This is a genomic window from Blattabacterium cuenoti (assembly GCF_014252255.1).
Taxonomy (GTDB): Bacteria; Bacteroidota; Bacteroidia; order Flavobacteriales; family Blattabacteriaceae; genus Blattabacterium; species Blattabacterium cuenoti_J.
Genome location: NZ_CP059213.1, coordinates 128,189 through 151,875 on the forward strand (window position 1 = coordinate 128,189; position 23,687 = coordinate 151,875).

Here is a 23,687-nt window from a genome sequence, read left to right on the forward strand (position 1 = left end):
ATAACAAATTATATATTTTATAATAATTTTTAATTTTTTTTCTATGTTATATAGAATACAAACATTATATCTAATTATTTCTATTTTTATTTATTCAATTTATTTATATTATTATTATAATTATAATATTAATACATTTAATACATTTAATTTTATTTCAAAAACAATTTTTATTTTTTTATGTTTAATTCTATCTATTTTAAATATTCTTTTTTTTAAAAAAAAAAAACTACAAATATTTATGAATAAAATAAATATACTTTTAAATAGTATTAATTTGATTCTTCTTTTTAATCAAAAAATTTTTCTAAAAAAAAATATATACCTTTTTTTTATTTTATGTATTTGTAACATATTGGTTTTATATATATGCAATAAAAAAATAAAAAAAGATATAGAATTAATCGATTCTATGAATAGAATACGATAAATTTATTATTAATAAATAATAAATTATTAAAAATAATGAAAAAATCTTCATTAGTTCAAAAATTTGAAGAATATAAAAAAAAATTTCATGAAATTTCAAAATCTATTATTCAACCTAATATTTTATCTAATCAAAAAAAATATAAAATATTATTAAAAAAATATCTTCAACTTCAAAAAATAGTATTTCTTTATGAAAGATATAACAAAAAATTATCTTTATTACAAGAAGCAAATTTTATTTTAAAAAACGATTCAGATATTGAATTAAAAGAATTAGCTTATCAAGAAAAAAATAAAATTTTAGAAAATTTATCCTCTATTGAAAAAGAATCTTATGATTATTTTTTATTTCTTTCAAAAGAAAAAATAACAGAAGATCATAGAAATGTTATTATAGAACTACGTTCTGGAACAGGAGGAGATGAAGCTTGTCTTTTTGTAGAAGACATATTAAGAATGTATACAATGTATTTTAAAAAATCAGGTTGGAAATACAAAATTATACATGCACAAAAAGGAGGAATAAAAGGATATAAAGAAATTATTTTAGATGTAAATGGAAATGGAAAAGAAGGAATTTATGGAAATTTAAAATTTGAATCTGGAGTACATAGAGTACAAAGAATTCCAAAAACAGAGTCTCAAGGAAGAGTTCATACATCTGCTATAACAGTCGCTGTATTTCCTCAAGTAGAGGATATAGAAGTAAATATTAATTTATCTGATATAAAAAAAGATACTTTTAGATCTAGTGGAGCAGGAGGTCAACACGTTAATAAAACAGAATCTGCTGTACGATTAACCCATATTCCAAGTAAAATAACAGTAGAATGTCAAGAAGAACGATCTCAACATAAAAATTTTGAAAAAGCTATAAATGTTTTACGAGCAAGAATTTATAAAATTGAAAAAGAAAAAAAATTAAAAAAAATATCTATAAAAAGAAAATCTTTAGTCTCTACAGGAGATCGTTCTGTTAAAATACGAACCTATAATTATCCAAAAAATAGAATAACGGATCATAGAATTCATAAATCTATTTATGATCTAATAGGATTTATGAATGGAAATATTCAAGAAATGATTAATTTTTTAAAATTTTTTGAAAAAAAAATAATATAATTATTAATTTTTAATTAATAAAAATTAATAATTATTTGATAATAATAAATTTAAATCTATTCTATCTAAAAAATTTGTATTATAATTTCCTTTTAAAAAATCATCATTTTGCAGAATTTTTCGATGAAAAGGAATAGTAGTTCTAATTCCTTCTATTATAAATTCTTCTAAAGAACGACGCATTTTTTCAATAGTTTCTTTTCTATTTTTTGATGTAGTAATAATTTTAGCAATCATAGAATCATAATAATGTGTAATAAAATATCCTGCATAAATATGTGTATCTACACGAACTCCTTTTCCTCCTGGTAAATGCATTTGAGTAATTTTTCCTGGAACTGGTCTAAAATTATTATATGGTTCTTCTGCATTAATTCTACATTCTATTGAATACATTTTTGGATAAAAATTATTTTTTCTAGAAATTTTTTTTCCATTAGCTAAAAATATTTGTTCTTGAATTAAATCAACCCCTGTAATTTCTTCAGTTATAGCATGTTCTACTTGTATTCTCGGATTCATTTCTAAAAAATAAAAATTTTTATTTTTATCTACTAAAAATTCCATAGTTCCGACTCCTTCATAATGAATAAATTCAGCAGCTTTAATTGCTTCTTTTCCTATTTTTTTTCTAAGAGATGAAGTTAAAAATGGAGAAGGGGCTTCCTCTATAAGTTTTTGATTTCTTCTTTGAATAGAACAATCTCTTTCGGATAAATGACATACTTTTCCATATTTATCTCCTATAATTTGTATTTCTATATGTCTTGGATTTAAAATTAATTTTTCTATATACATATCTTTTTTACCAAAACATGACCAAGCTTCTTTTTTAGCTTCTTCCCAAGAATTTTTTAAACTTTTTTTATCAAAAACGGATCGTATTCCTTTTCCTCCACCTCCAGAAACAGCTTTAATAATAATAGGATATCCTATTTTATCTGCAAAATATTCTATTTCTTTATAAGAATTTTCTGAAAAACAATTATATCCAGGTAAACAAGAAATTCCTGCTTTTTTCATAGTTTTTTTAGCTAAAATTTTATTTCCCATTTGAATTATATTATTTGGATTAGCTCCTATAAATTTAATTCCATGTTTATGACACATGGATGAAAAATATGCATTTTCAGATAAAAATCCATATCCAGGATGAATAGCATCTGCATTTGTAATTTCTGCTGCAGAAATTAAATTGGGAACATTTAAATATGATTGAATTGGAGGTGCTGGACCAATACATACAGCTTCATCCGCAAAATAAACATGAAGACTATATTTATCTACTGTAGAATAAACAGCTACTGTTTTAATACCCATTTCTTTAGCTGTTCGTATAATTCTTAAAGCAATTTCTCCACGATTAGCTATTAATATTTTTTTAAACATAAAAAATTAATAATTTGGATCTAAAAGAAATAAAGGTTGATCATAATCGACTGGAGTAGAATCTTCTACAAGAATTTTAATAATTTTTCCATTTACTTCAGATTCAATATCATTAAATAATTTCATAGCTTCTATCATACAAACTTTTGTTCCTATTTTTATTTTATCTCCTATTTTTACAAAAGGTTCTTGATCTGGATGAGGTTTTCTATAAAATGTTCCTATCATAGGAGATTTTATTGTTAAATATTGATTTCTATTTTCTTCTTTTTCTATTTTAGAAAATCTATCAGAAAAATCAGAAATAGAGGAAGAAATTTTAGAATAATTCCATAAATTTTTTTCATTTTTTTTGATAAATGTTTTATTTTTTATATAAATTTTAGTATTATCTATTTTAATCTTTATTTCGCTAATATTTGATTTTGATATAACTTGAATAAGTGACTTAATTTTTTTGAAATCCATAATAATAAGGATTTTTATTCTTCTTTACTGTACACAATTTTTCCTCTATAATAAAGTTTTTTTTCATGCCAATAAGCATGATGATATAAATGTTTTTTCTTTGTTAAAGAACATTTTATTAATAAAGGTTCTTTTATTTTTAAATGACTCCTTCTTTTATCTCTTCTAGATTTAGATTGTCTTCTTTTAGGATGTGCCATATATTATTAAATTAGTTTTTAATTTTTTTACTAATTTATAGATAAAATTAAAAATTAATTTTTATATCTTTATTTATTTTTTAATTATGAATAAATTAACTAAACGGAGTCAGGATTATTCAAAATGGTATAATGAAGTAGTCGTAAAATCTGGTTTAGCAGAATTTTCTGGGATACGTGGTTTTATGATTATAAAACCATATGGTTATTCTTTATGGGAAAGAATGAAAAAAGAATTAGATAAAATTCTCAAAAATACAGGACATCAAAATGTTTATTTTCCTTTACTAATTCCTAAATCTATTTTTTCAAAAGAAAAAGAACACACTAAAATATTTTCTGAAGGATGTGCTATTGTAACACATTATAGATTGAAAAAAAATAAAAAAGAAGAAGAATTAGTTATTGATTTTAAATCTAAATTACAAGAAGAATTAGTTATTAGACCTACCTCTGAAAGTATCATATGGAAAACTTATAAACGGTGGATTCAATCTTATAGAGATCTTCCAATTTTATTCAACCAATGGGGAAATGCATTAAGATGGGAAATGAAAACACGATTATTTTTAAGAACAAATGAATTCTTATGGCAAGAAGGTCATACTGCTCATTCTACAAAAAAAGAAGCAATAGAGGAAGTTAAAAAAATATTAAATATTTATACAGATTTTTCTAAAAATTTTATGGCAATTCCTGTTTTACAAGGAATTAAGCCATATATGGATAAATTTTCTGGATCAGAAATAACATATTGTATAGAAGCACTTATGCAAGATGGAAAAGCATTACAAATTGGTACTTCACATTTTTTAGGACAAAATTTTTCTAAAGCTTTTAATGTTCAATTTACTAATTATAATGGAAAAAAAGAATATGTATGGTCAACTTCTTGGGGAATATCTACTAGATTAATAGGAGGATTGATTATGTCTCATTCAGATGATAAAGGTTTAATTTTACCTCCTAAAATAGCTCCTATACAAATAATTATTATTCCTATATATAAAAATGAAGAAAAAGTTGTAATAATAAATAATATGATTGAAAAAATTATATCTATTTTAGAAAAAAACAAAATACGAGTAAAATATGATAATAGAAGAACATTTACTCCTGGATGGAAATTTCATGAATATGAAATGAAAGGAGTTCCTATAAGAATTAGTATAGGAGCAGATGAAATAAAAAATGAAAAAATAGAAATTTTTAGAAGAGATACATATGAAAAAATGTATATATCTTATATGAATTTAACAAATTTTATTCCTCAATTACTTAATGATATACAAAAAAATATTTATCAAAAAGCATTAGATAGAACTAAAAAATTGATTCTAAAATTAGATAATTATGATGATTTTAAAAATCAAATAAATAATTTAGGAGGTTTTATTTTTTCTCATTGGGATGGAACTAAAAATACATGTAAAAAAATTCAAGAAGAAACAGAAGCAACTATACGTTGTATCCCATTATATAATACAGAAAAAGAAAAAGGAAAATGTATATATTCTGGGAATACTTCTTTTCAAAGGGTTGTTTTTTCTAAATCTTATTGAAAATTTTTTAATTTTCCTTTAAAATTATTTATAGATGAATAATTTTTTTTCTGCAAAAAAATGATAAATTCTTTTTTTAATCTATCAAATACTGAAATTCCTTCTTTTATAAATTGTGTACCAATTTGAACTGCGGAAGCTCCACATAATATATGCTCAAAAATATCTTTTCCAGAAGAAATACCACCACATCCTATAATAGAAATATCTTTTCTAAGAAAAGTATAAAATTTACGAATATTGGATAATGCAAATGGTTTTATAATTAATCCCCCTATTCCTCCAAATCCATTTTTTGGTTTTATAACAGTATTTTCTTTATTTATATCAATAAAAATACCATTAGGTAAACTATTAATACAAGTGACAAAAATAATAGGAAATTTATTTAAAATTAAAGATATATTTTTAATATGTTTTTCCTTAAAAAAAGGAGGTAATTTAATTCCTAAAGGTTTTTTATTAAATTTAAATATACTTTCTAAAAAATCAGAAATTTTGTATAAATTATTTCCTAATATTTCTTCTTTAATATTTGGACAAGATAAATTTAATTCTATAGCTGTAATTTTTTTAGAAAAATTAGCTTTTTTAATGAGAAAAAAATTTTCTTCTATTGATAATCCAGATATAGAAAGAAAAATAGGTTTTTTTATTTTTTTATTTTGAAAAAAATTTAAATAAAAATCTATTCCTAGATTAGGTAATCCCATAGAGTTAATACTTCCTATATTCCATTCAAAATATCTTGGTTTTATATTTCCTTTTCTTGGTTTTTTTGTACAACTTTTTGTAACAATAGCACCAGAAGAACTGTTCAAAAGGTCAGATAATTCTTTATCTGTAGTACAAAGAGCTCCTGAAGCATTCATAATACATGATGTAAGTTTAATTTTATTTATGTAAGTAGAAATATCTATTTTTTTCATAGTTATATGAATTATAATAATATCCAAGTATAAAATTTTTAACTTTACCAAAACAGTTTTTTTTATGAAAGAAAAAGAACAGTTCTTCTTAAAAATTTACAATTTAGGAATCATAAAATTTGGAAAGTTTACTTTAAAAAGCGGTATGAATTCTCCTATATATATAGATTTTCGTCCAATAGCTTCTAGACCAGATTTTTTAATAAAATTATCAGATTTACTTCTTAATGAAGTATCATCTAATAATTCTAATAATTTTGAACTAATTTGTGGAGTTCCTTACGCTGCTTTACCTATAGCTACAACTTTATCTTTACGATCTAAAATTCCATTAATTATTAAAAGAAAAGAAAATAAAGGTTATGGAACTAAACGTATGATTGAAGGTATTTATAAAAAAGGACAAAATTGTCTTCTTATAGAAGATGTCATAACAAGTGGAGATAGTTTACTAAAAACTATAATAGATCTTGAAAAAGAAGGATTGATTATAAAATATATTATGTCTATTTTGGATAGAGAACAAGGAGGAATAGAAAATATAAAAAAAAAAGGATATAATATAAGAACTTTATTTCGTATAGGAGAAGTATTAAAAATTTTAGAAAAAAAATTTTTTTTAAAAAAAAAAGAAATACATACAATTCAATTTTTTTTTAGTAAAAAAAATAGAAAAAATATTCAAAATAAACGTATTTCTTATGAAGAAAAAAAAAAGATAATTTCTCATCCTATAGGACAAAAACTTATTGATATAACATTGAAAAAAAAAACAAATTTAATAGTTTCTGCAGATTTAGTATATTCTAAAAATATATTAAAATTAGTCCATTTAATTGGAGACATAATTTGTGGATTAAAACTTCATGTAGATATAATTAATGATTTTTCATTTTCATTTATAAATTCTCTTAAAAATATTTCTATAGAAAAAAAATTTTTATTATTTGAAGATAGAAAATTATGTGATGTCGGTCCTACTAATTATCTTCAATTACATTATGGAATATATAAAATTTCTTCTTGGGCAGATATTATTACTACACATGTATTTGCTGGAAGTGCAAGTATACAAAATTTGAAGATTCCTTCTAATATGGGATTAATTACAATATCGGAGATGTCTTCTTATGGTAGATTATCCGATGATAATTATATCCGAAAAGTATTAAATATTTCTTTAAAAAATCCAAAAGTTATTGGAACTGTTGCACAAAGAAAAGTAGACGATAGATTACTTTTATTTACACCTGGAATTCATTTTTCTAATTCAAATAACTTAGGAAATACTTATATTCATCCTAATCAAGCTTTTGAAAAAAATGGAAGTGATTTTATTATTGTAGGAAAAGCTATTTATCAGTCTAAAAATCCAAAAATAGCAGCAGAAAAATATAGAAATGCAGGATGGAAAGCATATGAAAATGGACTATAAAAATAAAAATCGAATAAAATTCACGTTTTTTAAGTTTTTTGTAAAAAAACTAATGATATTGATTATATTTTTATTTAATTTGTGTATGTTTCTTTTTTTTTTATACAAAAAAAAATAAAAATCATTGAAAGTGTGTTTTTAATCAAAAAAAAATTATAATTCATAATAAAATAAAAATTTTTTATAAAAATTTTGAATATGGAATGGATAAATTCATTAATTAGTTGTTTTATGATACTTTTTAGCATTATAGATATATTAGGAAACGCTCCAATTATTATGGGGTTTAAATCAAAAGGTAATATAATAGATACTAAAAAAGTTATAATTACTTCTCTTATTATATTCTTATCTTTCTTATTTTTAGGACAACCTATGTTAAAAATTATTGGAGTAGATGTTCATTCTTTTTCTGTTGCAGGATCTATAGTATTATTTTTAATTGGGTTAGAGATGATATTGGGAGTAGATTTTCATAAGGTTACAGAAAATGCGCAAACTTCTATTGTTCCAATAGCTTTTCCTCTTATAGCTGGACCTGGATCTTTAACTACATTAATTTCATTAAGAACAACTTATGATGTAAATATTATTCTTTTATCTTTAATACTTAATATGATAGTTGTTTATTTTGTAATAGATAGATGTGATTTTATAGCAGAAAAAATAGGAAATAATGGTTTAGACATTCTTAAAAAAATATTTGGAATTGTTTTATTAGCATTTGCCGTTAAAATTTTTGGAGCAAATGCTAGTCAATTATTTCAATAATCATAAATCATAATAAAATATATTTTTTATTTTATTTTATTGAATATTTTTTGAATAGCCTGATTGATATCTTGAAATTTAGGAAAATAAAAATTTTTATAAATAAAAATTATGTAAAAATTTTTATTTATAATTTTTTTTTCTAAAATATATTGATTTAATGAAAAACAAGCTCTTAATAAACGTTTTATTCTATTTCTATGAACCGATTTTTTAAAATTTTTTTTTTTACTAAAGTTCCAATTAAGTTGCTAAATGAATTTTTTTTATAATTTATTTTTTTTAATATAAAAACACAACAAATAGGATCTACTAATAAATATTTTCCATTTTTTATAATTTGATTAAAAATTTTATGATTTTTTATTTTCATAATAATATATATGAATTTTATCCAAAATTGTTCATAAATTTTTCTAATTGAGACACCATTCCTATGGGGCCACATATAAATGGAGTTCTTTGATGTAATTCTTTTGGTTCTATATCTAGAATACTATTTTTTCCATCAGAAGCTTTTCCTCCAGCTTGTTCTGTTAAAAAAGCTATAGGATTACATTCATAAAGCAATCTTAATTTTCCTTCTGGATAAGAAGCTGTTTTAGGATAAATATATATTCCTCCTTGTATTATATTTCTATGAAAATCACCAACTAAAGATCCAATATATCTTGCTGTATAAGGACGATTATCTTTTTTTTCTTGACAATATCTTATAAATTTTCTAATTCCATTAGAAAATTTTGCATAATTTCCTTCATTAATAGAATAAATTTTTTCTTTTACAGGAAAATGAATATTATAATGAGATAAATAAAAAGTACCAACTGAAGGATCTAAAGTAAATCCATGTACTCCATTTCCAGTACTGTATACTAATATAGTTGAAGATCCATAAATAATATATCCTGCAAGAATTTGTTTATTTCCTTGTTGTAAAAAATCTTCTATTGTTACATCCATTTGAATAGGAGATTTTTTTATATATACGGAAAATATAGTTCCAATAGATACATTAACGTCTATATTAGAAGATCCATCAAGTGGATCTATTAAAACAATATATTGATTTTGTAAAAAATTTTCTTTTTTATCTTTATTATTTATCACTATAAAATCTTTAGCTTCTTCAGAAGCTATTCCACAAACTACATTTCTATTTTTAAAAGATTCAAGAAAAGCTCTATGAGCAAAATCATCTAATTTTTTTTGATTTTCTCCTTGAATGTTAATTACTCCAGAACTACCTATAATTTCTGTAGTTAATCCTGCTTTATTAACTTCTTTATGAATAGCTTTAGAAGCTAACTTAATAGAACTAAATAATCGCAATAAAGATTCAGTTGAATACGAAAAATAATCTCGATTTTCTATAATAAACTCTCCTAATGTATACATGTATCAGGAAATACAACACTTTTATTTTAAATTACTATCTTAATTTAATAAAGTTATTAAAAATTTTTTTATTTTTATTAAATTTTATTTATTAATGAGAATATTGCAAATATTATTTGTATTATTATGGAGAATATGGTTTTTTATTATAAATATATTTTTAATTCCATTATGGGCAGGAGTTTCTATTCCGTTTCTTTTTAAAGATAAATATTATCCTATTGCATATTGGTTCCATCAAATGTGGGCTAGAAGTAATTTACTTCTTATGGGATTTTGGTATATTTTAGAAAAAGATGAAGAAATATTAGATAAAAATAAACAATATGTGATTATCAGTAATCATACATCTATTATGGATATTATGTTAATTTATTCTTTAATGAGAAATCATCCTCTAGTTTTTGTAGGAAAAGCAGAATTAGCGAAACTTCCATTTTTTGGTTTTGTTTATAAAAAAAGTAATATTCTTATAGATCGAAAAAATTTATCTAGTTGTATAAAAGTATTTAAAAAAATACAAGATAAAGTAGATTCTGGAAAAAGTGTTTGTATTTTTCCAGAAGGTGGAGTTCCTAATCCTTCTATTTTTTTGGATAATTTTAAAAATGGAGCTTTTTTTACAGCAATAATAAAAAAAATATCTATTATACCTTTTACCATTGCTGATATAAAAACTAAATTTCCTAATTTTTCTTTTATAAAAGGATGCCCAGGAAAAGTAAGAATAAAACAACATCATTCTATATCAACAAAAAATTTATCTTTAAAAGATAAAAATAATTTGAACAAAAAATGTTTTAATTTAATTAAATATCAATTAGAAAAATTTGAACGTGAAAAAAATAAATGAATTATTCGTGAATAAAAAAATTCATATTTATACTGACGGTTCTTCTAAAGGAAATCCTGGACCAGGAGGATATGGAATTTTTATAGAAAAAATTGTTGGAAATTCTTATAATAGAGAAATAATATCTGAAGGATATCGTTATACAACTAATAATAGAATGGAACTATTAGCAGTTATAGTAGGTTTAGAAAAAATAGAAAAAAAAAAACAAAATATTGTAATTTTTACTGATTCTAAATATATCGTAAATACAATTCAAAAAAAATGGATTTATAAATGGGAAAAAAATAATTTTTTAAAAAAAAAAAATGTAGATCTTTGGAAAAGATTTTTAAATTTGTTTCATAAACAATTTATTATTTTTCAATGGATAAAATCTCATAATAACCATTATATTAATGATTTTTGTGATAAATTATCTGTTCAGGCATCTAAAAAAAAAATTCTTCAAATAGATTATGTATATGAAAATATTAGTAAATTAAATTATTAAATAATAGAAAAATTTTTTTGTCTAATAATTTCATATATTATTATAGAGATAGCATTACTAACATTTAATGAATCTACATTTCCAAACATAGGAATAGTTATAATTGTTTCTGTTTTTTTGAACCAAAAATTAGATATTCCTTTATTTTCTGAACCAAAAATAATAGCTAATTTTGAATAATTTAACTTTATTTTATATAAATTTTTTTCTTTTTTATGATTATAAAATCCTGTTAATATAATTTTTACTTTATTTTTTTTTAACCAATCAAAAATGGATTCCATTTTTTCTATAAAAATTTTTGTTGTAAAAACACTTCCTAAACTAGACCTAATTACATTAGAATTATAAATATAAGTTTTCATATTACATAATATAATCAAATGAATACCTGCAGAATCAGATGTTCTTAATATAGCTCCTATATTACCAGGCTTTTCAATTCCATCTAATATAAGAATTAAAGAATTATCGGTTATTGTTTCATTTTTTAATTTATTTTTAATAAATTTTTCTTTAAATAAAGCAATAATTCCACCAGAATTTTCTCTATATGCTAATTTTTTAAATATTTTTATACTGATGAAAAAAATAATAGAATAATATAATTTAATTATATTTATATTCATATTACTTTTATATTTATAAAATATTTTTTGACATATAAATATTTTTTTAGGAAAAAAATTTCCTTTTATAGCCATTTTAAATTCTTGAATACCTTCAACAATAAATTCACTAATAGAATTTTTATTTCTATAATTTTTGATTAAAAATTTAATTTCTTTATTTTGTAAACTGTATATTTTTTTCATATATTTTTATATAATGAATTACAAAATTTACAAAAAACACAATGATATTAAATATATGAAATTTGCTATTGAGCAATCAAAATTATCTTTTTGTAAAAAAAAAAAGTTGGAGCTATTATTGTTAATAATCATAAAATAATATCTTATGGTTATAATAAAACTCCAAATGGATTTGATAATATATGTGAAGAAAAAAATGGAAAAACTAAGTGGTATGTAATACATGCAGAAGAAAATGCAATATTAAAACTTTCTTCTTCATTTTTATCTTGTAAAGGAGCGTCTATTTACATTACACATTTTCCATGTGAAAAATGTTGTAAATTGATTTATCAGTCTAATATCAAAAAAATTATATATTTACATAGGTCTACAAAAAATGATAAAGAAATGTTTTTTTTAAAAAAATTAAAAATAAAAATTAAAAAATTAAACCCAGGTGGCGAAATTGGTATACGCACTGGACTCAAAATCCAGTGATTTTATTAAATCATGCGGGTTCAAATCCCGCTCTGGGTATTTTTCATTTTTTTAAATTAAAATAAAAAATATCTTTGGGATAGTGGTAAAATATCAGAAGGATTAGAAATAATTTTTTCCCCATTTATATAAACATTATAGGTTTTTGGATCAATTTCTAAATTGGGAGTTTCTCCATTTAAGATCATATCTTTTTTAGATAAAAAACGACATCCTTTTACTATTTTTATTTGTTTTTTAATTTCATTTTTTTCAAAAAAACCATTATTAATAGCAGATGCAGAAACAAAAAGACTACTTAATTTTGGTTCAAAATAACCAAACATTTTACGATACATGAATGGTTGAGGTGTAGGAATAGTTGCATTAGGATCTCCCATACTAGCGTATACAATCATTCCACTTTTTATAACTAATTCAGGTTTAACTCCAAAAAAAGATGGTTTCCATAATACTAAATCTGCCATTTTACCAATATTTACAGATCCTACATATTCTGAGATACCATGAGTAATAGCGGGATTTATAGTATATTTTGATATGTATCTTTTTACTCTAAAATTATCATTTTTTGGATTTGTCTTTTTATTTTTATTAAAAAGACATCCTCTTTCTTTTTTCATTTTATCAGCTGTTTGCCAAGTTCTTTTTACTATTTCTCCTATACGCCCCATCGCTTGTGAATCTGAACTAGTCATACTAATAGCACCAATATCATGTAAAACTCCTTCTGCACTAATAGTTTCAGATCTAATACGTGATTTAGCAAAAGCTATATCTTCTGGTAGATTAGAATCTAAATGATGACAAATCATTAACATATCTAAATGTTCATCTATTGTATTACAAGTATAAGGCATTGTAGGACTTGTAGATGAAGGTAAAATATTAGAAAAAGATATTACTTTTAATAAATCGGGGGCATGTCCTCCTCCAGCTCCTTCTGTATGATAAGTATGAATAGTTCTACCTTTAAATATTTTTAAAGTATCCTCAATATAACCTGATTCATTTAATGAATCAGTATGTATATTTACTTGAATATCTAATTTATCAGAAACATTTAGACATTGATCTATTACATAAGGAGTACTTCCCCAATCTTCATGAATTTTTAATCCTCCAGCACCTGCTTCTATTTGTTCAATTAAAGCTTTAGGATTAGAGCTATTTCCACTAGCAAGAAAAATAAAATTAATAGGAATATGATCTGTACTTTTTAACATTCTTTGAATATTCCATACTCCAGAAGTACAATTTGTAGCTATAGTACCAGTCGCTGGACCTGATCCTCCACCAATAATAGTAGTTGTTCCATTTTCTAATGCAACATCAAATAATTGCGGACATATATAATGAACATGGCTATCTACACTTCCAGCTGTTATAATTATATTTTCTGAAGAAATAACTTCTGTTCCTGCTCCAATATACATATTTGGATTAACTCCATCCATAAAATATGGATTTCCCGCTTTTCCTATTCCAACTATAATTCCATTTTTAATTCCAATATCAGCTTTTATAATACCCCAATAATCAATAATAATAGCATTAGTTAATACTAAATCTAAAACTCCTTCATTTCTTGTAGCAAATGGATGTTGTCCCATACCATCTCTAATAACTTTTCCTCCTCCAAATACACATTCATCTCCATAAATAGTATAATCTTTTTCTATTTCAATCCATAAAGATGTATCTCCTAAACGAATTTTATCTCCTTTTGTAGGACCATACATACTTGCATAAGATTTTCTGTCTATTTTTTTCATATTATTGTATTTTCTTTTCCTGAAAATCCATAAATTTTTTTTGTCCCTCCTATTTCTACTAATGTAACTTCTTTAGTTTCTCCTGGTTCAAAACGAACAGATCTTCCGGAAGGAATATCCAATCTATATCCTTTAGTTCCTTTTCGATTAAAAAAAAGAGCAGGATTTGTTTCATAAAAATGAAAATGAGATCCTATTTGAATAGGACGATTTCCATTATTAGATACAATTCTTTTGATACGAGATCTATTAGGTAATAAGATAATATCTTCTTTCATAAGATTATATTGTCCTGGAATCATATTAGAATTTTCTTTTTTATTTTTTTTAATAGGATTATGTATAGTAACTAATTTTGTTCCATCAGGAAAAGTAGCCTCTATTTGAACATTATTAAGTAATTCATATACTCCATCCATAACTTGTTCATCATTAAGAATATTTTCAGCTTCATACATAAGTTCTTTTACAGTTTTTCCGTCACGTGCTCCTTCCATTACATAATGAGTAATTAAAGCTAAAGATTCAGGATAATTCAATTTTAATCCTCTTTTTAAACGTTTTTTTGCTAATTCTCCAGCCATATGCAGAAGAATTTTTTCCTTTTCATAAGAAGTTAAATGCATACTTTCTTTCTTTCTTTAAGTTATTTTGATAAAAAAAATATAAACATAATATCGTTGCAACAAACAAGTATAAGTAATAAGTAAGTTTAAAGTTATGAAATATTATAATAATTTTTTATTTATCATAAAATTTTAAAAAATTAAATAAAATGAATAAAAAAATGAATAAAATTATATTATTTTTAATTATTTAATTATATTTATTAATTTATTAATAATATTTAATACTAATTAATATTATATATTATAGTAATCTACTCATTCCAATTATACCATATTTTATTCATACGTATTTATAATATGAAAAAATAAAAAAGGACGTCTCCGTAAATTATTATTATTTTTGTCATCATCCTTAATAATGGGAAAATTGTTTTAAAAAATAATTAAGAAATGCAAGTTTTAAAATTTGGGGGAAGTTCCGTATCTAATTCTGATGCTATTCAACGTATTTGTTCTTTATTAGAAAAAAAACCAAAAGGAAAATATGCTATTGTTGTATCTGCATTAGGAAATATTACTGATCAATTAATACAATGTGGTCAATTAGCTTCTGAAAGAAAAAATGTTTATAAAAATATATTAGAAAAAATAGAAATTCGTCATTTAAATATTATCAGAGAATTATTTCCAATAACCTATCAAAGTCATTTAATGAGTTGGATAAAAAAAAATATAAATGATTTAGAAAGTTTATGTGATGGAATTTTTCAAGTAGAAGAACTTTCAAAACGATCTTTAGATAAAATAATGAGTTTTGGAGAATTAAGTTCTTCTTTTCTTATTGCAGAAAAATTGAAACAATATGGTTTAGATGCAATTTATAAAGATAGTCGTGATTTAATAATTACTGATTCTCAATTTGGATGTGCACAAGTCGACTTTATCACAAGTAACCATCATATTATCCAATTTTTTAGAGAAAAAATATCAGAATTTATTGTATTACCAGGTTTTATTGGTTCTACTTTAGAAAATGAAACTACTACTCTTGGTAGAGGTGGATCTGATTATACTTCTGCTATTTTAGCGGCAGCTATATCAGCAAGTTTACTTGAAATATGGACTGATGTAAGTGGAATGATGACTGCTAATCCAAAAATTGTTAATCAAGCTTTTCCTATTAAAGAAATTTCTTATGAAGAAGCAATGGAATTATCGCATTTTGGAGCAAAAGTAATTTATCCTCCAACAATTCAACCTGCTATGAAAAAACATATTCCTATACAAATTAAAAATACGTTTTCTCCTTTAGATCCAGGATCTTTAATTTATATTAGTAAAAATACAAATATAAGCCAACCCGTTACGGGTATATCTGGAATTCAAAATATGTCTTTACTTACTCTCGAAGGAAGTGGTATGGTAGGAATACCTGGATATTCTAAACGTTTATTTGAAGCATTATCACGTGAAAAAATAAATGTAATATTTATAACTCAAAGTTCATCAGAACACTCTATTACTACAGGAATTCATGAAATGGACGTAATCAAAGCAAAAGCTGTAATAGATAGTGAATTTTCTCAAGAAATACATCAAAGACGTATTGATCCATTAAGAATAGAAAAAGATCTTTGTATTATTGCTGTAGTAGGAGATAATATGAAAAATCTTCATGGAACTAGTGGAAAAATGTTTTCTTCTTTAGGAAGAAATAGTATTAATGTTAGAGCTATAGCTCAAGGTTCTACTGAAAAAAATATATCAGCTGTTATTAGAAAAACTGATTTTAAAAAAGCATTAAATACTTTACATGAAGCCTTTTTTGAAAGACCTCCAAAACAAATTAATCTTTTTATTTGTGGAGTAGGAAAAGTAGGAAATAAATTACTTGAACAATTATATCAACAAAAAAATTATCTATTGGAAGAATTAAAACTTCAAGTTAGAGTTATAGGATTAGCTAATAGCAAAAAAATGTATTTTAATGATCATGGAATGAATTTATATCATTGGGAAAAATATATAAATCAAAATGGTCATAAAATGAATATATATTCTTTTATGGAAAAAGTATGGAAATTTAATTTAAGAAATAGTTTATTTGTTGACAATACAGCTAGTGAAGAAATGGCGATGACTTATGATAAATTTTTAAAAAATGGAATTGGTGTTATTACTTGTAATAAAATAGCTTGTTCTTCTGATTATGATCATTATAAAAAATTAAAAATACTTTCTCGACATTTTAAAGCTCCATTTTTATTTGAAACTAATGTAGGAGCTAGCCTTCCAGTTATTAGTACATTAAATGATCTTATCAATAGTGGAGATAAAATAAATAAAATAGAAGCAGTTTTATCAGGAAGTTTAAATTTTATATTTAATCATTTTATAGGAAAAAAATCATTTTTAGAAGTAGTTAAAGAAGCCCAATATAAAGGATATACAGAACCAGACCCTCGTATTGATTTAAGTGGATTAGATGTTATGCGAAAAATACTTATTTTAGCACGAGAATGTGGATCTCCATTAGAATTAAATGATATTCATAAAAAATCTTTTCTTCCTGAAAGTTGTTCAAAATCAACTTCTATAGATAATTTCTATCAAGAATTAGATAAATACAAAGATTATTTTTTTCAAATAAGAAATAAAGCAGAAGAAAATAAAAAACGTTTACGTTTTATTGCTTGTTATGAAAATGGAATAGCTTCTGTAGGATTGGAATCCATTCAACAAAGTCATCCATTTTTTCAATTAGAAGGAAAAGATAATATGGTTTTATATAATACATATCGTTATGCGGAACAACCTCTCATAATAAAGGGAGCAGGGGCTGGAGCAGAGGTTACGGCATCTGGAGTTTTTTCTGATATTATTAAAGCTACTAAATAAAAATCATGAAGGGGATTAAAATTTTTTCACCAGCTACTGTTGCTAATTTAGCTTGTGGTTTTGATGTAATTGGATTAGCTTTGGATTTTCCAAAAGATGAAATTTTTTTATATAAATCTAATAATCCAGGAATACGTATCAGAAAAATACATGGAACATCATTACCAAATGATCCAAAAAAAAATGTAGCTTTTGTAGCTTTACAGTTTTTTTTAAAAAAATACCAACAAGAAAAAGAAAAAAAAATAGGATTTGAAATAGAATTAATTAAAAATATACATCCTGGAAGTGGAATAGGATCTAGTGCTGCTAGTGCAGCAGGAGTTGTTTATGGGGCTAATGTATTATTAGGATACCCTTTTAATACTATGCAATTAATACGTTTTGCTATGGAAGGAGAACGTATAGCAAGTGGAACCGCTCATGCTGATAATGTTGCTCCTGCTATAATGGGTGGGTTAACATTAGTAAGAAGTTATCAGCCACTAGATATTACAAAATTACACGTACCTAATGAATTATGGATAAGTATTATTCATCCACAAATTGAAATTAAAACATCGGATGCAAGAGAAATTTTAAAACAAAAAATATTAATGACAGATGCTATTCGACAGTGGGGTAATATAGGAGCATTAGTTGCGGGATTATATCAGGAAAATTATCGATTAATAAGTAGATCTTTAGAAGATTTTATTGTCGAGCCAATACGAGCAATACTTATTCCAGCTTTTTATGAATTAAAAATTAGATGTAAAGAAATAGGTGCTCTTGGTGGAGGTATTTCTGGATCAGGGCCTTCTGTTTTTATGTTAAGTAAAGGAAACCATACGGCTAAAAAAGTAACTGAAATGATGAATCGTGTTTATTCAACATTACAAATTGATTATAAAACTTACACTTCTTCTATAAATCAAAAAGGAGTAAAATGGTCTAAAATTCTTTAAAATAAATAAAATAATTTTATGTTATATCATAGTTTAGAAAATAATAAAAATTTAGTTTCTTTTGAAAATGCTGTTTTAACAGGATTATCCTCTGATGGAGGATTATACATTCCTGAATATATTCCTATGTTAAATCCTAAATTTATTCATAATATTTCTAGTTATGATATTTATACAATAGCATTAACTGTTATCAAACCTTATATAGAAAAATCTATACCAGAAAAATTTCTTAAAAATATCATTCATGATACTTTAAATTTTTCTTTTCCATTGAAAAAAATTCATGATAATATTCATGTATTAGAACTTTTTCATGGACCTACTTTAGCTTTTAAAGATATTGGAGCTCAATTTATGGCAGGATGTTTAAGTTTTTTTTCTCAAAAAATAGAAAAAAATGTAACAGTTTTAGTAGCTACTTCAGGAGATACTGGTGGAGCTGTAGCTAAAGGATTTTATAATAAACCTGGAATAGAAGTAATTATTTTATATCCATATAATGGAATTAGTTCTTTACAAGAAGAACAAATTACTTCTTTAGGAAAGAATATATTTTCTTTAGAAATTGATGGAAATTTTGATGATTGTCAAAAAATGGTAAAAAAAGCATTTTTAGATAAAGAAATACAACAAAAATATGTATTGACTTCTGCTAATTCTATTAATATAGCTAGATGGCTTTCTCAAATGTTTTATTACTTTTCAGCTTATAGACAAATAATAATAGAAGAAAAAATAGATAATTCTATAGAATTAATTTTTTCAGTTCCTAGTGGTAATTTTGGTAATATATGTGCTGGAATAATGTCTGAAAAAATGGGATTACCAATAAAATTTTTTATTGCTTCCACAAATATTAATGATACTATTCCTAGATTTTTAAAAACTGAAAAATATTATCCTCTTCCAGTCAAAAAAACTATATCAAATGCTATGGATATATCTGATCCTAGTAATTTTTCTAGAATATGGTATTTATATAAAAAAAATATATATGAATTAAGAAAAAAATTTATTTCCTATAAATTTACGGATGATGAAACTATAAAAACCATAAATATGGTATGGGAAAAGTATAAATATATGTTAGATCCACACGGAGCTATTGGTTATTTAGGACTTAAAAAGTATTTAAAAAAACAAAAAGTTCAAAACGATTCATCTACTATAGCCATTTTTTTAGAAACAGCTCATCCAATTAAATTTATAGATGAAATTCCATCTTTTTTAAGAAAAAAAATTATTTTTCCTAAAAAATTGAAAACATTTTTAAGTAAAAAAAGAAAAAAACAAAAAATATCCTTATCTAAGGATTTTAATATTTTTAAAGATTGGTTATTAAAAAGAAAATAAAAAATTTAAATAGCAATATCTCCCTTTATATGAGGATAAGGGTTATAATTTTTTAATTGAAAATCTTCAAAACAAAATTCAAAAATATTTTTAATTGATGGATTAAGGATCATTGTTGGAAGTATTCTTGGAGTTCTTTTTATTTGTAATTGGACTTGTTTAATATGGTTATTATATATATGAGCATCACCTATAGTGTGTATAAATTCTTTTTCTTTTAAATTAATAATTTTAGCTAACATAATAAGTAATAGAGCATAAGAAGCTATATTAAAAGGTAAACCTAAAAAAATATCTGCGCTTCTCTGATATAATAATAAAGATAATTTTTTTTTAGATATATAAAATTGAAATAATAAATGACATGGAGGAAGCGCCATATTTGGAATCATTCCAACATTCCAAGAAGAAACAATTAAACGTCTTGAATTAGGATTTGATTTCATTTCTTCTATAAGATTAGTTATTTGATCAATAAAAGATCCGTCATATGTAGGCCATTTTCTCCATTGAAACCCATATATTGGACCAAGTTCTCCATTGTTATCTGCCCATTCATTCCATATAAAAACTTTATTATTTTTTAAATATTGAATATTTGTATATCCTTTTAAAAACCATAATAATTCATAAATAATAGATCTTATATTTAATTTTTTCGTAGTTAAAAGAGGAAATCCTTTGTCTAAATTAAATCTCATTTGATATCCAAATATACTTATTGTTCCTATTCCAGTACGATCTTTTCTTTTTTTTCCATTTTTTAATACGTATTTTAATAAATTTAAATATTGTTGCATAATTTTCAATATGAGTAAAATTATTAAATTTTTAATTTAATTTTAAGAGTATTTTTGCATAAAAAAAATATAACTATGAATCAAAAGGTTCTCTTCTTTTCTACAAGAAGTGGGTTAAAATTATCAGAAAATATAGCTTCTTTTTATGGAACTTTTCTTGGTAAAGTAAGATTTTTAGAATTTAGTGATGGAGAATATACTCCTTTTTTTGAACAATCAGTTCGTGGATCTAAAGTTTTTTTAATTGGTTCTACTTTTCCTCCAGTGGATAACTTAATGGAATTATTATTAATGTGTGATGCTGCTCGTAGAGCTTCTGCTCATAATATAACACTTGTTATTCCATATTTTGGATGGGCTAGACAAGACCATAAAGATAAACCAAGAACTCCTATTGCTGCAAAACTTATAGCAAATTTAATGGTTGCTTCAGGAGCAACTAGAGTTATGACCATGGATTTACATGCAGATCAAATTCAAGGTTTTTTTGATATACCTGTAGACCATTTGTATGCATCTAGAATATTCATTAATTATATAAAAAAATTAAATATCAATCAATTAATTATTGCTTCACCAGATATGGGAGGAGCAAAAAGGGCTAGAAGCTATGCTGGTTATTTAGGAACAGATGTAGTAATCTGTTATAAAGAAAGAAAAAAGGCAAATGAAATTGAATTTATGAATCTTATAGGAAATGTTAGGGGAAAAAACATAATACTTATAGATGATATGGTAGATACCGCTGGTACTCTAACAGAAGCTGCTAATTTAATCAAAAAACAAGGAGCTAAAAGTGTACGTGCTATTGCTACTCATCCAGTTTTATCAGGAAATTCATACGAAAAAATAAATAAATCTGTACTAAAAGAATTAGTTGTTACAGATACTATTCCTATAGATAAAATAAAATCTAATAATAAAATAAAAGTTTTATCTTGCGCTTCTCTTTTTGCTGAAGTAATGCAATCGGTACATAATGATGAATCTATTAGTAATAAATTTATAATATAATATGAAATATGTAAATCTATACGGAAAAAAAAGAAATGTAGGGAAAAAAGCTGTTCATTCTATTAGAAGGTCTGGAAAAGTTCCATGTATTTTATATGGAAAAAATATTAATATTCCATTTTTTACTTCATTAGAAGATTTAAAAAAAATAGTATTAAAAACAGAGGTATATGGAATAATTATTAAAATAGAAGGATATCATAAAAATATAAATGCAGTTAAAAAAGAAATACAATTTGACCCTATTCACGATACAATATTACATGCAGATTTTTTTCAAATTGATGAATCAAAAAAAATTATATTAGAAATTCCTATAATTTCTTTTGGAAGACCTATTGGAGTTTCTAAAGGTGGAGAATATTATTCTCCAATTAAAAAATTAAAAGTGAAATCTTTTCCATATAATATACCGGAATATATAAAATTAAATATTGATTCTTTAGATATAGGAGATAGAATAACAGTTAAAGATTTATTTAACGATAAATATGTTATATTACATCCGTCTCATACACTAATAGCAAGTGTAAAAAATTCACGAATAAATATTAAAGGAACACAAGAACAAGAAGAAAAAGAAGATCAAAAAGGAAAAGAAGATCAAAAAGGAAAAGAAGATCAAAAAGGAAAACATAAATAATTTTTTTATAAAAGATTTTCATTTTATGAAAATAGCTTTAAAAGAAGCTATTATTGCTTTTCAAAAAAATGAAGTTCCTATAGGTGCTGCAATAACATATGAAGATGTAATTATTGCAAAAGCTCATAATTTAACTGAAACTTTTAATAATATAACAGCACACGCAGAAATATTAGCAATTAATTTAGCATCTAATTATTTAAAAAATAAATATATGAAAAAATGTACTTTATACGTAACTATTGAACCATGTATTATGTGTGCAGGAGCTTTATTTTGGTCTCAAATAGGAAGAGTAGTTTGTGGAGCTTTAAATAATCCTAAAAGAGGATTTTTATATTATGGTATAAAATTACATCCAAAAACTAAATTTTTATCTGGAATTATGAAAAATAAATGTAGAGATTTGATAAAAAAATTTTTTTCTTTTAAAAGAGAATTCAAAAAAAAAATTAAATAAGTGCTTTTTTCTTTATTTTTAATTTTATAATAATTGGAATAGTTGTAGTAAATATAATTAATAATATTATCCATTCAAGATGATTTTTTAATTCAGGAAAACTTTTATCTAAATAATGTCCAGCTAACATAATAGAAAAAGTCCAAGTTAACGCTCCTATAATATTATATACCATAAATTTTTTAAAATTAATACGAATTGCTCCTGCTACAATAGGAGCAAAAGAACGAAACATTGGAAGAAAACGACTTATAATTAATGCAGTTGTTTTATATTTATTATAAAATAATTTTGCTATAATTAAATGTTTTCTTTTAAAAAAAAATGTATCCTTTTTTTTATATAATAATTTTCCTGATTTATATCCTAACCAATATCCTTGCATATTACCAAGAGTAGCTACAAATGCGACAATTAAAATAATTACAAAAAAAGGAACATTATAAAAATTTTTGCATAAGTCTTCTCCAAATATTCCAGCAGTAAATAATAAAGAGTCACCTGGTAAAAAAAATCCAATAAAAAATCCAGTTTCTGCAAAAACTATTGATAAAAGAATAAAAAAAGCTGTATTTCCAAAATATAAAAATATCCATCTAGGATTGAATAAATGTTGAAAAAAATCCCAAATATCCGACATATTACAAATATGAGAAACAAAATTTAATATTTCCATTTTTTATAAAGTAAAAAATATTTATTTTATATTTTAAATGATATGATATGGAGTATTTATTCAAATTTATTAATATTTTAGGATGGTATCCTAATATATTATTTTTAATAATTGGTTTTTTTTTTCTTATTTTTTGGTTATATAGAATATTTCATTTTATTGATTAATAAATTAGTTAATTTTGTTAAAAATATCCAAATGT

At 23.5% G+C, this 23,687-nt stretch carries 26 protein-coding genes and 1 tRNA gene; 15 read left to right on the forward strand and 12 right to left on the reverse strand.

Features of this window, described 5'->3' with window-relative positions; genetic code table 11:
- The first annotated feature begins 43 nt into the window (after window positions 1–43).
- Both H0H41_RS00590 and prfA read left to right on the forward strand, forming a co-directional pair.
- Complete coding sequence (locus tag H0H41_RS00590; RefSeq protein ID WP_185872319.1) at window positions 44–430, forward strand: DUF4293 family protein; 387 nt, start codon at window positions 44–46, stop codon at window positions 428–430.
- 35 nt (window positions 431–465) lie between these two features.
- The gene (gene prfA, locus H0H41_RS00595; protein WP_185872320.1) at window positions 466–1,554 is read left to right on the forward strand and encodes a peptide chain release factor 1; all 1,089 of its coding nucleotides are present in this window, start codon (window positions 466–468) and stop codon (window positions 1,552–1,554) included.
- 24 nt (window positions 1,555–1,578) lie between these two features.
- On the opposite strand, the gene accC is transcribed toward prfA, so the two are convergent.
- Genes accC through rpmF form a run of 3 tightly spaced genes read right to left on the reverse strand, consistent with a single transcriptional unit; the run spans window position 1,579 to window position 3,611 of the window.
- Entirely contained in the window at window positions 1,579–2,943 is a 1,365-nt protein-coding gene (accC, locus tag H0H41_RS00600; RefSeq protein WP_185872321.1) for an acetyl-CoA carboxylase biotin carboxylase subunit, read from the reverse strand.
- Window positions 2,944–2,949: 6 nt separating this feature from the next.
- Window positions 2,950–3,411 carry an acetyl-CoA carboxylase biotin carboxyl carrier protein gene (gene accB / locus H0H41_RS00605; RefSeq protein ID WP_185872322.1) on the reverse strand — a complete coding sequence of 154 codons (462 nt, stop codon included), beginning with the start codon at window positions 3,409–3,411 and terminating at the stop codon, window positions 2,950–2,952.
- Between the two features lie 14 nt (window positions 3,412–3,425).
- Entirely contained in the window at window positions 3,426–3,611 is a 186-nt protein-coding gene (gene rpmF, locus H0H41_RS00610) for a 50S ribosomal protein L32 (protein WP_185872323.1), read from the reverse strand.
- Window positions 3,612–3,697: 86 nt separating this feature from the next.
- Here rpmF and proS point away from each other — a divergent pair, with 86 nt between their 5' ends.
- Entirely contained in the window at window positions 3,698–5,173 is a 1,476-nt protein-coding gene (proS, locus tag H0H41_RS00615; RefSeq protein WP_185872324.1) for a proline--tRNA ligase, read from the forward strand.
- On the opposite strand, the gene H0H41_RS00620 is transcribed toward proS, so the two are convergent.
- Window positions 5,167–6,102, reverse strand: a complete 936-nt coding sequence (locus tag H0H41_RS00620) for a dihydroorotate oxidase (RefSeq protein ID WP_185872325.1) — start codon at window positions 6,100–6,102, stop codon at window positions 5,167–5,169. The two genes, proS and H0H41_RS00620, sit on opposite strands and share 7 nt — an antisense overlap.
- Before the next feature lie 64 nt (window positions 6,103–6,166).
- On the opposite strand from H0H41_RS00620, the gene pyrF reads away from it, so the two are divergent.
- Together pyrF and H0H41_RS00630 are read left to right on the forward strand one after the other, a co-directional pair.
- A complete protein-coding gene (gene pyrF, locus H0H41_RS00625) occupies window positions 6,167–7,537 on the forward strand; it encodes an orotidine-5'-phosphate decarboxylase (RefSeq protein WP_185872326.1) in 1,371 nt (456 codons plus the stop codon).
- A 198-nt stretch (window positions 7,538–7,735) separates the two neighbouring features.
- Window positions 7,736–8,308 carry a MarC family protein gene (locus H0H41_RS00630; RefSeq protein ID WP_185872327.1) on the forward strand — a complete coding sequence of 191 codons (573 nt, stop codon included), beginning with the start codon at window positions 7,736–7,738 and terminating at the stop codon, window positions 8,306–8,308.
- A 26-nt stretch (window positions 8,309–8,334) separates the two neighbouring features.
- On the opposite strand, the gene H0H41_RS03075 is transcribed toward H0H41_RS00630, so the two are convergent.
- Genes H0H41_RS03075 through fbp form a run of 3 tightly spaced genes read right to left on the reverse strand, consistent with a single transcriptional unit; the run spans window position 8,335 to window position 9,706 of the window.
- Window positions 8,335–8,499: a hypothetical protein gene (locus H0H41_RS03075; protein ID WP_185872491.1), complete on the reverse strand. Its 165-nt coding sequence runs from the start codon at window positions 8,497–8,499 to the stop codon at window positions 8,335–8,337.
- Window positions 8,496–8,681, reverse strand: a complete 186-nt coding sequence (locus H0H41_RS00640; RefSeq protein WP_185872328.1) for a hypothetical protein — start codon at window positions 8,679–8,681, stop codon at window positions 8,496–8,498. Before H0H41_RS00640 ends, H0H41_RS03075 begins: the two co-directional genes overlap by 4 nt.
- Window positions 8,682–8,698: 17 nt before the next feature.
- A complete protein-coding gene (fbp, locus tag H0H41_RS00645; RefSeq protein WP_185872329.1) occupies window positions 8,699–9,706 on the reverse strand; it encodes a class 1 fructose-bisphosphatase in 1,008 nt (335 codons plus the stop codon).
- A gap of 94 nt (window positions 9,707–9,800) precedes the next feature.
- Here fbp and H0H41_RS00650 point away from each other — a divergent pair, with 94 nt between their 5' ends.
- Window positions 9,801–10,559 carry a lysophospholipid acyltransferase family protein gene (locus H0H41_RS00650; RefSeq protein ID WP_185872330.1) on the forward strand — a complete coding sequence of 253 codons (759 nt, stop codon included), beginning with the start codon at window positions 9,801–9,803 and terminating at the stop codon, window positions 10,557–10,559.
- A 7-nt stretch (window positions 10,560–10,566) separates the two neighbouring features.
- Window positions 10,567–11,052 carry a ribonuclease HI gene (locus tag H0H41_RS00655; RefSeq protein WP_185872331.1) on the forward strand — a complete coding sequence of 162 codons (486 nt, stop codon included), beginning with the start codon at window positions 10,567–10,569 and terminating at the stop codon, window positions 11,050–11,052.
- On the opposite strand, the gene H0H41_RS00660 is transcribed toward H0H41_RS00655, so the two are convergent.
- Window positions 11,049–11,867 carry a TrmH family RNA methyltransferase gene (locus H0H41_RS00660; RefSeq protein ID WP_185872332.1) on the reverse strand — a complete coding sequence of 273 codons (819 nt, stop codon included), beginning with the start codon at window positions 11,865–11,867 and terminating at the stop codon, window positions 11,049–11,051. The genes H0H41_RS00655 and H0H41_RS00660 overlap by 4 nt on opposite strands.
- A 138-nt stretch (window positions 11,868–12,005) precedes the next feature.
- Between H0H41_RS00660 and H0H41_RS00665 the strand changes: the two genes are divergently transcribed.
- Complete coding sequence (locus tag H0H41_RS00665) at window positions 12,006–12,347, forward strand: deaminase (protein WP_317168634.1); 342 nt, start codon at window positions 12,006–12,008, stop codon at window positions 12,345–12,347.
- Window positions 12,301–12,386, forward strand: a tRNA-Leu gene (locus H0H41_RS00670). Before H0H41_RS00665 ends, H0H41_RS00670 begins: the two co-directional genes overlap by 47 nt.
- Window positions 12,387–12,403: 17 nt before the next feature.
- On the opposite strand, the gene ureC is transcribed toward H0H41_RS00670, so the two are convergent.
- Together ureC and H0H41_RS00680 are read right to left on the reverse strand one after the other, a co-directional pair.
- Entirely contained in the window at window positions 12,404–14,122 is a 1,719-nt protein-coding gene (gene ureC, locus H0H41_RS00675) for an urease subunit alpha (protein WP_185872333.1), read from the reverse strand.
- A complete protein-coding gene (locus H0H41_RS00680; RefSeq protein WP_185872334.1) occupies window positions 14,119–14,748 on the reverse strand; it encodes an urease subunit gamma in 630 nt (209 codons plus the stop codon). The genes ureC and H0H41_RS00680 overlap by 4 nt, the downstream gene beginning before the upstream one ends.
- Window positions 14,749–15,141: 393 nt before the next feature.
- Here H0H41_RS00680 and thrA point away from each other — a divergent pair, with 393 nt between their 5' ends.
- Genes thrA through thrC form a run of 3 tightly spaced genes read left to right on the forward strand, consistent with a single transcriptional unit; the run spans window position 15,142 to window position 19,892 of the window.
- Window positions 15,142–17,589: a bifunctional aspartate kinase/homoserine dehydrogenase I gene (gene thrA, locus H0H41_RS00685; RefSeq protein ID WP_185872335.1), complete on the forward strand. Its 2,448-nt coding sequence runs from the start codon at window positions 15,142–15,144 to the stop codon at window positions 17,587–17,589.
- A gap of 5 nt (window positions 17,590–17,594) precedes the next feature.
- Complete coding sequence (locus H0H41_RS00690; RefSeq protein ID WP_185872336.1) at window positions 17,595–18,536, forward strand: homoserine kinase; 942 nt, start codon at window positions 17,595–17,597, stop codon at window positions 18,534–18,536.
- An 18-nt stretch (window positions 18,537–18,554) separates the two neighbouring features.
- A complete protein-coding gene (gene thrC, locus H0H41_RS00695; RefSeq protein ID WP_185872337.1) occupies window positions 18,555–19,892 on the forward strand; it encodes a threonine synthase in 1,338 nt (445 codons plus the stop codon).
- Window positions 19,893–19,897: 5 nt separating this feature from the next.
- Here the strand turns inward: thrC and H0H41_RS00700 are convergent, their stop codons facing one another.
- A complete protein-coding gene (locus H0H41_RS00700) occupies window positions 19,898–20,692 on the reverse strand; it encodes a thymidylate synthase (protein ID WP_185872338.1) in 795 nt (264 codons plus the stop codon).
- A gap of 75 nt (window positions 20,693–20,767) precedes the next feature.
- Here H0H41_RS00700 and H0H41_RS00705 point away from each other — a divergent pair, with 75 nt between their 5' ends.
- Genes H0H41_RS00705 through H0H41_RS00715 form a run of 3 tightly spaced genes read left to right on the forward strand, consistent with a single transcriptional unit; the run spans window position 20,768 to window position 22,809 of the window.
- Window positions 20,768–21,706 carry a ribose-phosphate diphosphokinase gene (locus tag H0H41_RS00705; RefSeq protein ID WP_185872339.1) on the forward strand — a complete coding sequence of 313 codons (939 nt, stop codon included), beginning with the start codon at window positions 20,768–20,770 and terminating at the stop codon, window positions 21,704–21,706.
- A gap of 1 nt (window position 21,707) precedes the next feature.
- Window positions 21,708–22,349, forward strand: coding sequence for a 50S ribosomal protein L25 (locus H0H41_RS00710; protein ID WP_185872340.1), 642 nt, complete (start codon window positions 21,708–21,710; stop codon window positions 22,347–22,349).
- Between the two features lie 25 nt (window positions 22,350–22,374).
- Window positions 22,375–22,809 carry a nucleoside deaminase gene (locus H0H41_RS00715; protein WP_185872341.1) on the forward strand — a complete coding sequence of 145 codons (435 nt, stop codon included), beginning with the start codon at window positions 22,375–22,377 and terminating at the stop codon, window positions 22,807–22,809.
- Here H0H41_RS00715 and H0H41_RS00720 read toward each other — a convergent pair.
- Window positions 22,802–23,449, reverse strand: a complete 648-nt coding sequence (locus H0H41_RS00720) for a DedA family protein (protein ID WP_185872492.1) — start codon at window positions 23,447–23,449, stop codon at window positions 22,802–22,804. The genes H0H41_RS00715 and H0H41_RS00720 overlap by 8 nt on opposite strands.
- Window positions 23,450–23,687 lie beyond the last annotated feature (238 nt).

Coding starts and splice junctions, on each gene's coding strand:
- H0H41_RS00715 (WP_185872341.1), top strand. CDS start 22,375: ATGAAAATAGCTTTAAAAGAAGCTATTATTGCTTTTCAAAAAAATGAA.
- H0H41_RS00620 (WP_185872325.1), bottom strand. CDS start 6,102: ATGAAAAAAATAGATATTTCTACTTACATAAATAAAATTAAACTTACA.
- H0H41_RS00705 (WP_185872339.1), top strand. CDS start 20,768: ATGAATCAAAAGGTTCTCTTCTTTTCTACAAGAAGTGGGTTAAAATTA.
- H0H41_RS00630 (WP_185872327.1), top strand. CDS start 7,736: ATGGAATGGATAAATTCATTAATTAGTTGTTTTATGATACTTTTTAGC.
- H0H41_RS00650 (WP_185872330.1), top strand. CDS start 9,801: ATGAGAATATTGCAAATATTATTTGTATTATTATGGAGAATATGGTTT.
- H0H41_RS00700 (WP_185872338.1), bottom strand. CDS start 20,692: ATGCAACAATATTTAAATTTATTAAAATACGTATTAAAAAATGGAAAA.
- accC (WP_185872321.1), bottom strand. CDS start 2,943: ATGTTTAAAAAAATATTAATAGCTAATCGTGGAGAAATTGCTTTAAGA.
- H0H41_RS00690 (WP_185872336.1), top strand. CDS start 17,595: ATGAAGGGGATTAAAATTTTTTCACCAGCTACTGTTGCTAATTTAGCT.
- rpmF (WP_185872323.1), bottom strand. CDS start 3,611: ATGGCACATCCTAAAAGAAGACAATCTAAATCTAGAAGAGATAAAAGA.
- H0H41_RS00720 (WP_185872492.1), bottom strand. CDS start 23,449: ATGTCGGATATTTGGGATTTTTTTCAACATTTATTCAATCCTAGATGG.
- H0H41_RS00660 (WP_185872332.1), bottom strand. CDS start 11,867: ATGAAAAAAATATACAGTTTACAAAATAAAGAAATTAAATTTTTAATC.
- prfA (WP_185872320.1), top strand. CDS start 466: ATGAAAAAATCTTCATTAGTTCAAAAATTTGAAGAATATAAAAAAAAA.
- fbp (WP_185872329.1), bottom strand. CDS start 9,706: ATGTATACATTAGGAGAGTTTATTATAGAAAATCGAGATTATTTTTCG.
- H0H41_RS00640 (WP_185872328.1), bottom strand. CDS start 8,681: ATGAAAATAAAAAATCATAAAATTTTTAATCAAATTATAAAAAATGGA.
- H0H41_RS00680 (WP_185872334.1), bottom strand. CDS start 14,748: ATGCATTTAACTTCTTATGAAAAGGAAAAAATTCTTCTGCATATGGCT.
- pyrF (WP_185872326.1), top strand. CDS start 6,167: ATGAAAGAAAAAGAACAGTTCTTCTTAAAAATTTACAATTTAGGAATC.
- accB (WP_185872322.1), bottom strand. CDS start 3,411: ATGGATTTCAAAAAAATTAAGTCACTTATTCAAGTTATATCAAAATCA.
- thrA (WP_185872335.1), top strand. CDS start 15,142: ATGCAAGTTTTAAAATTTGGGGGAAGTTCCGTATCTAATTCTGATGCT.
- thrC (WP_185872337.1), top strand. CDS start 18,555: ATGTTATATCATAGTTTAGAAAATAATAAAAATTTAGTTTCTTTTGAA.
- H0H41_RS00590 (WP_185872319.1), top strand. CDS start 44: ATGTTATATAGAATACAAACATTATATCTAATTATTTCTATTTTTATT.
- H0H41_RS00710 (WP_185872340.1), top strand. CDS start 21,708: ATGAAATATGTAAATCTATACGGAAAAAAAAGAAATGTAGGGAAAAAA.
- proS (WP_185872324.1), top strand. CDS start 3,698: ATGAATAAATTAACTAAACGGAGTCAGGATTATTCAAAATGGTATAAT.
- ureC (WP_185872333.1), bottom strand. CDS start 14,122: ATGAAAAAAATAGACAGAAAATCTTATGCAAGTATGTATGGTCCTACA.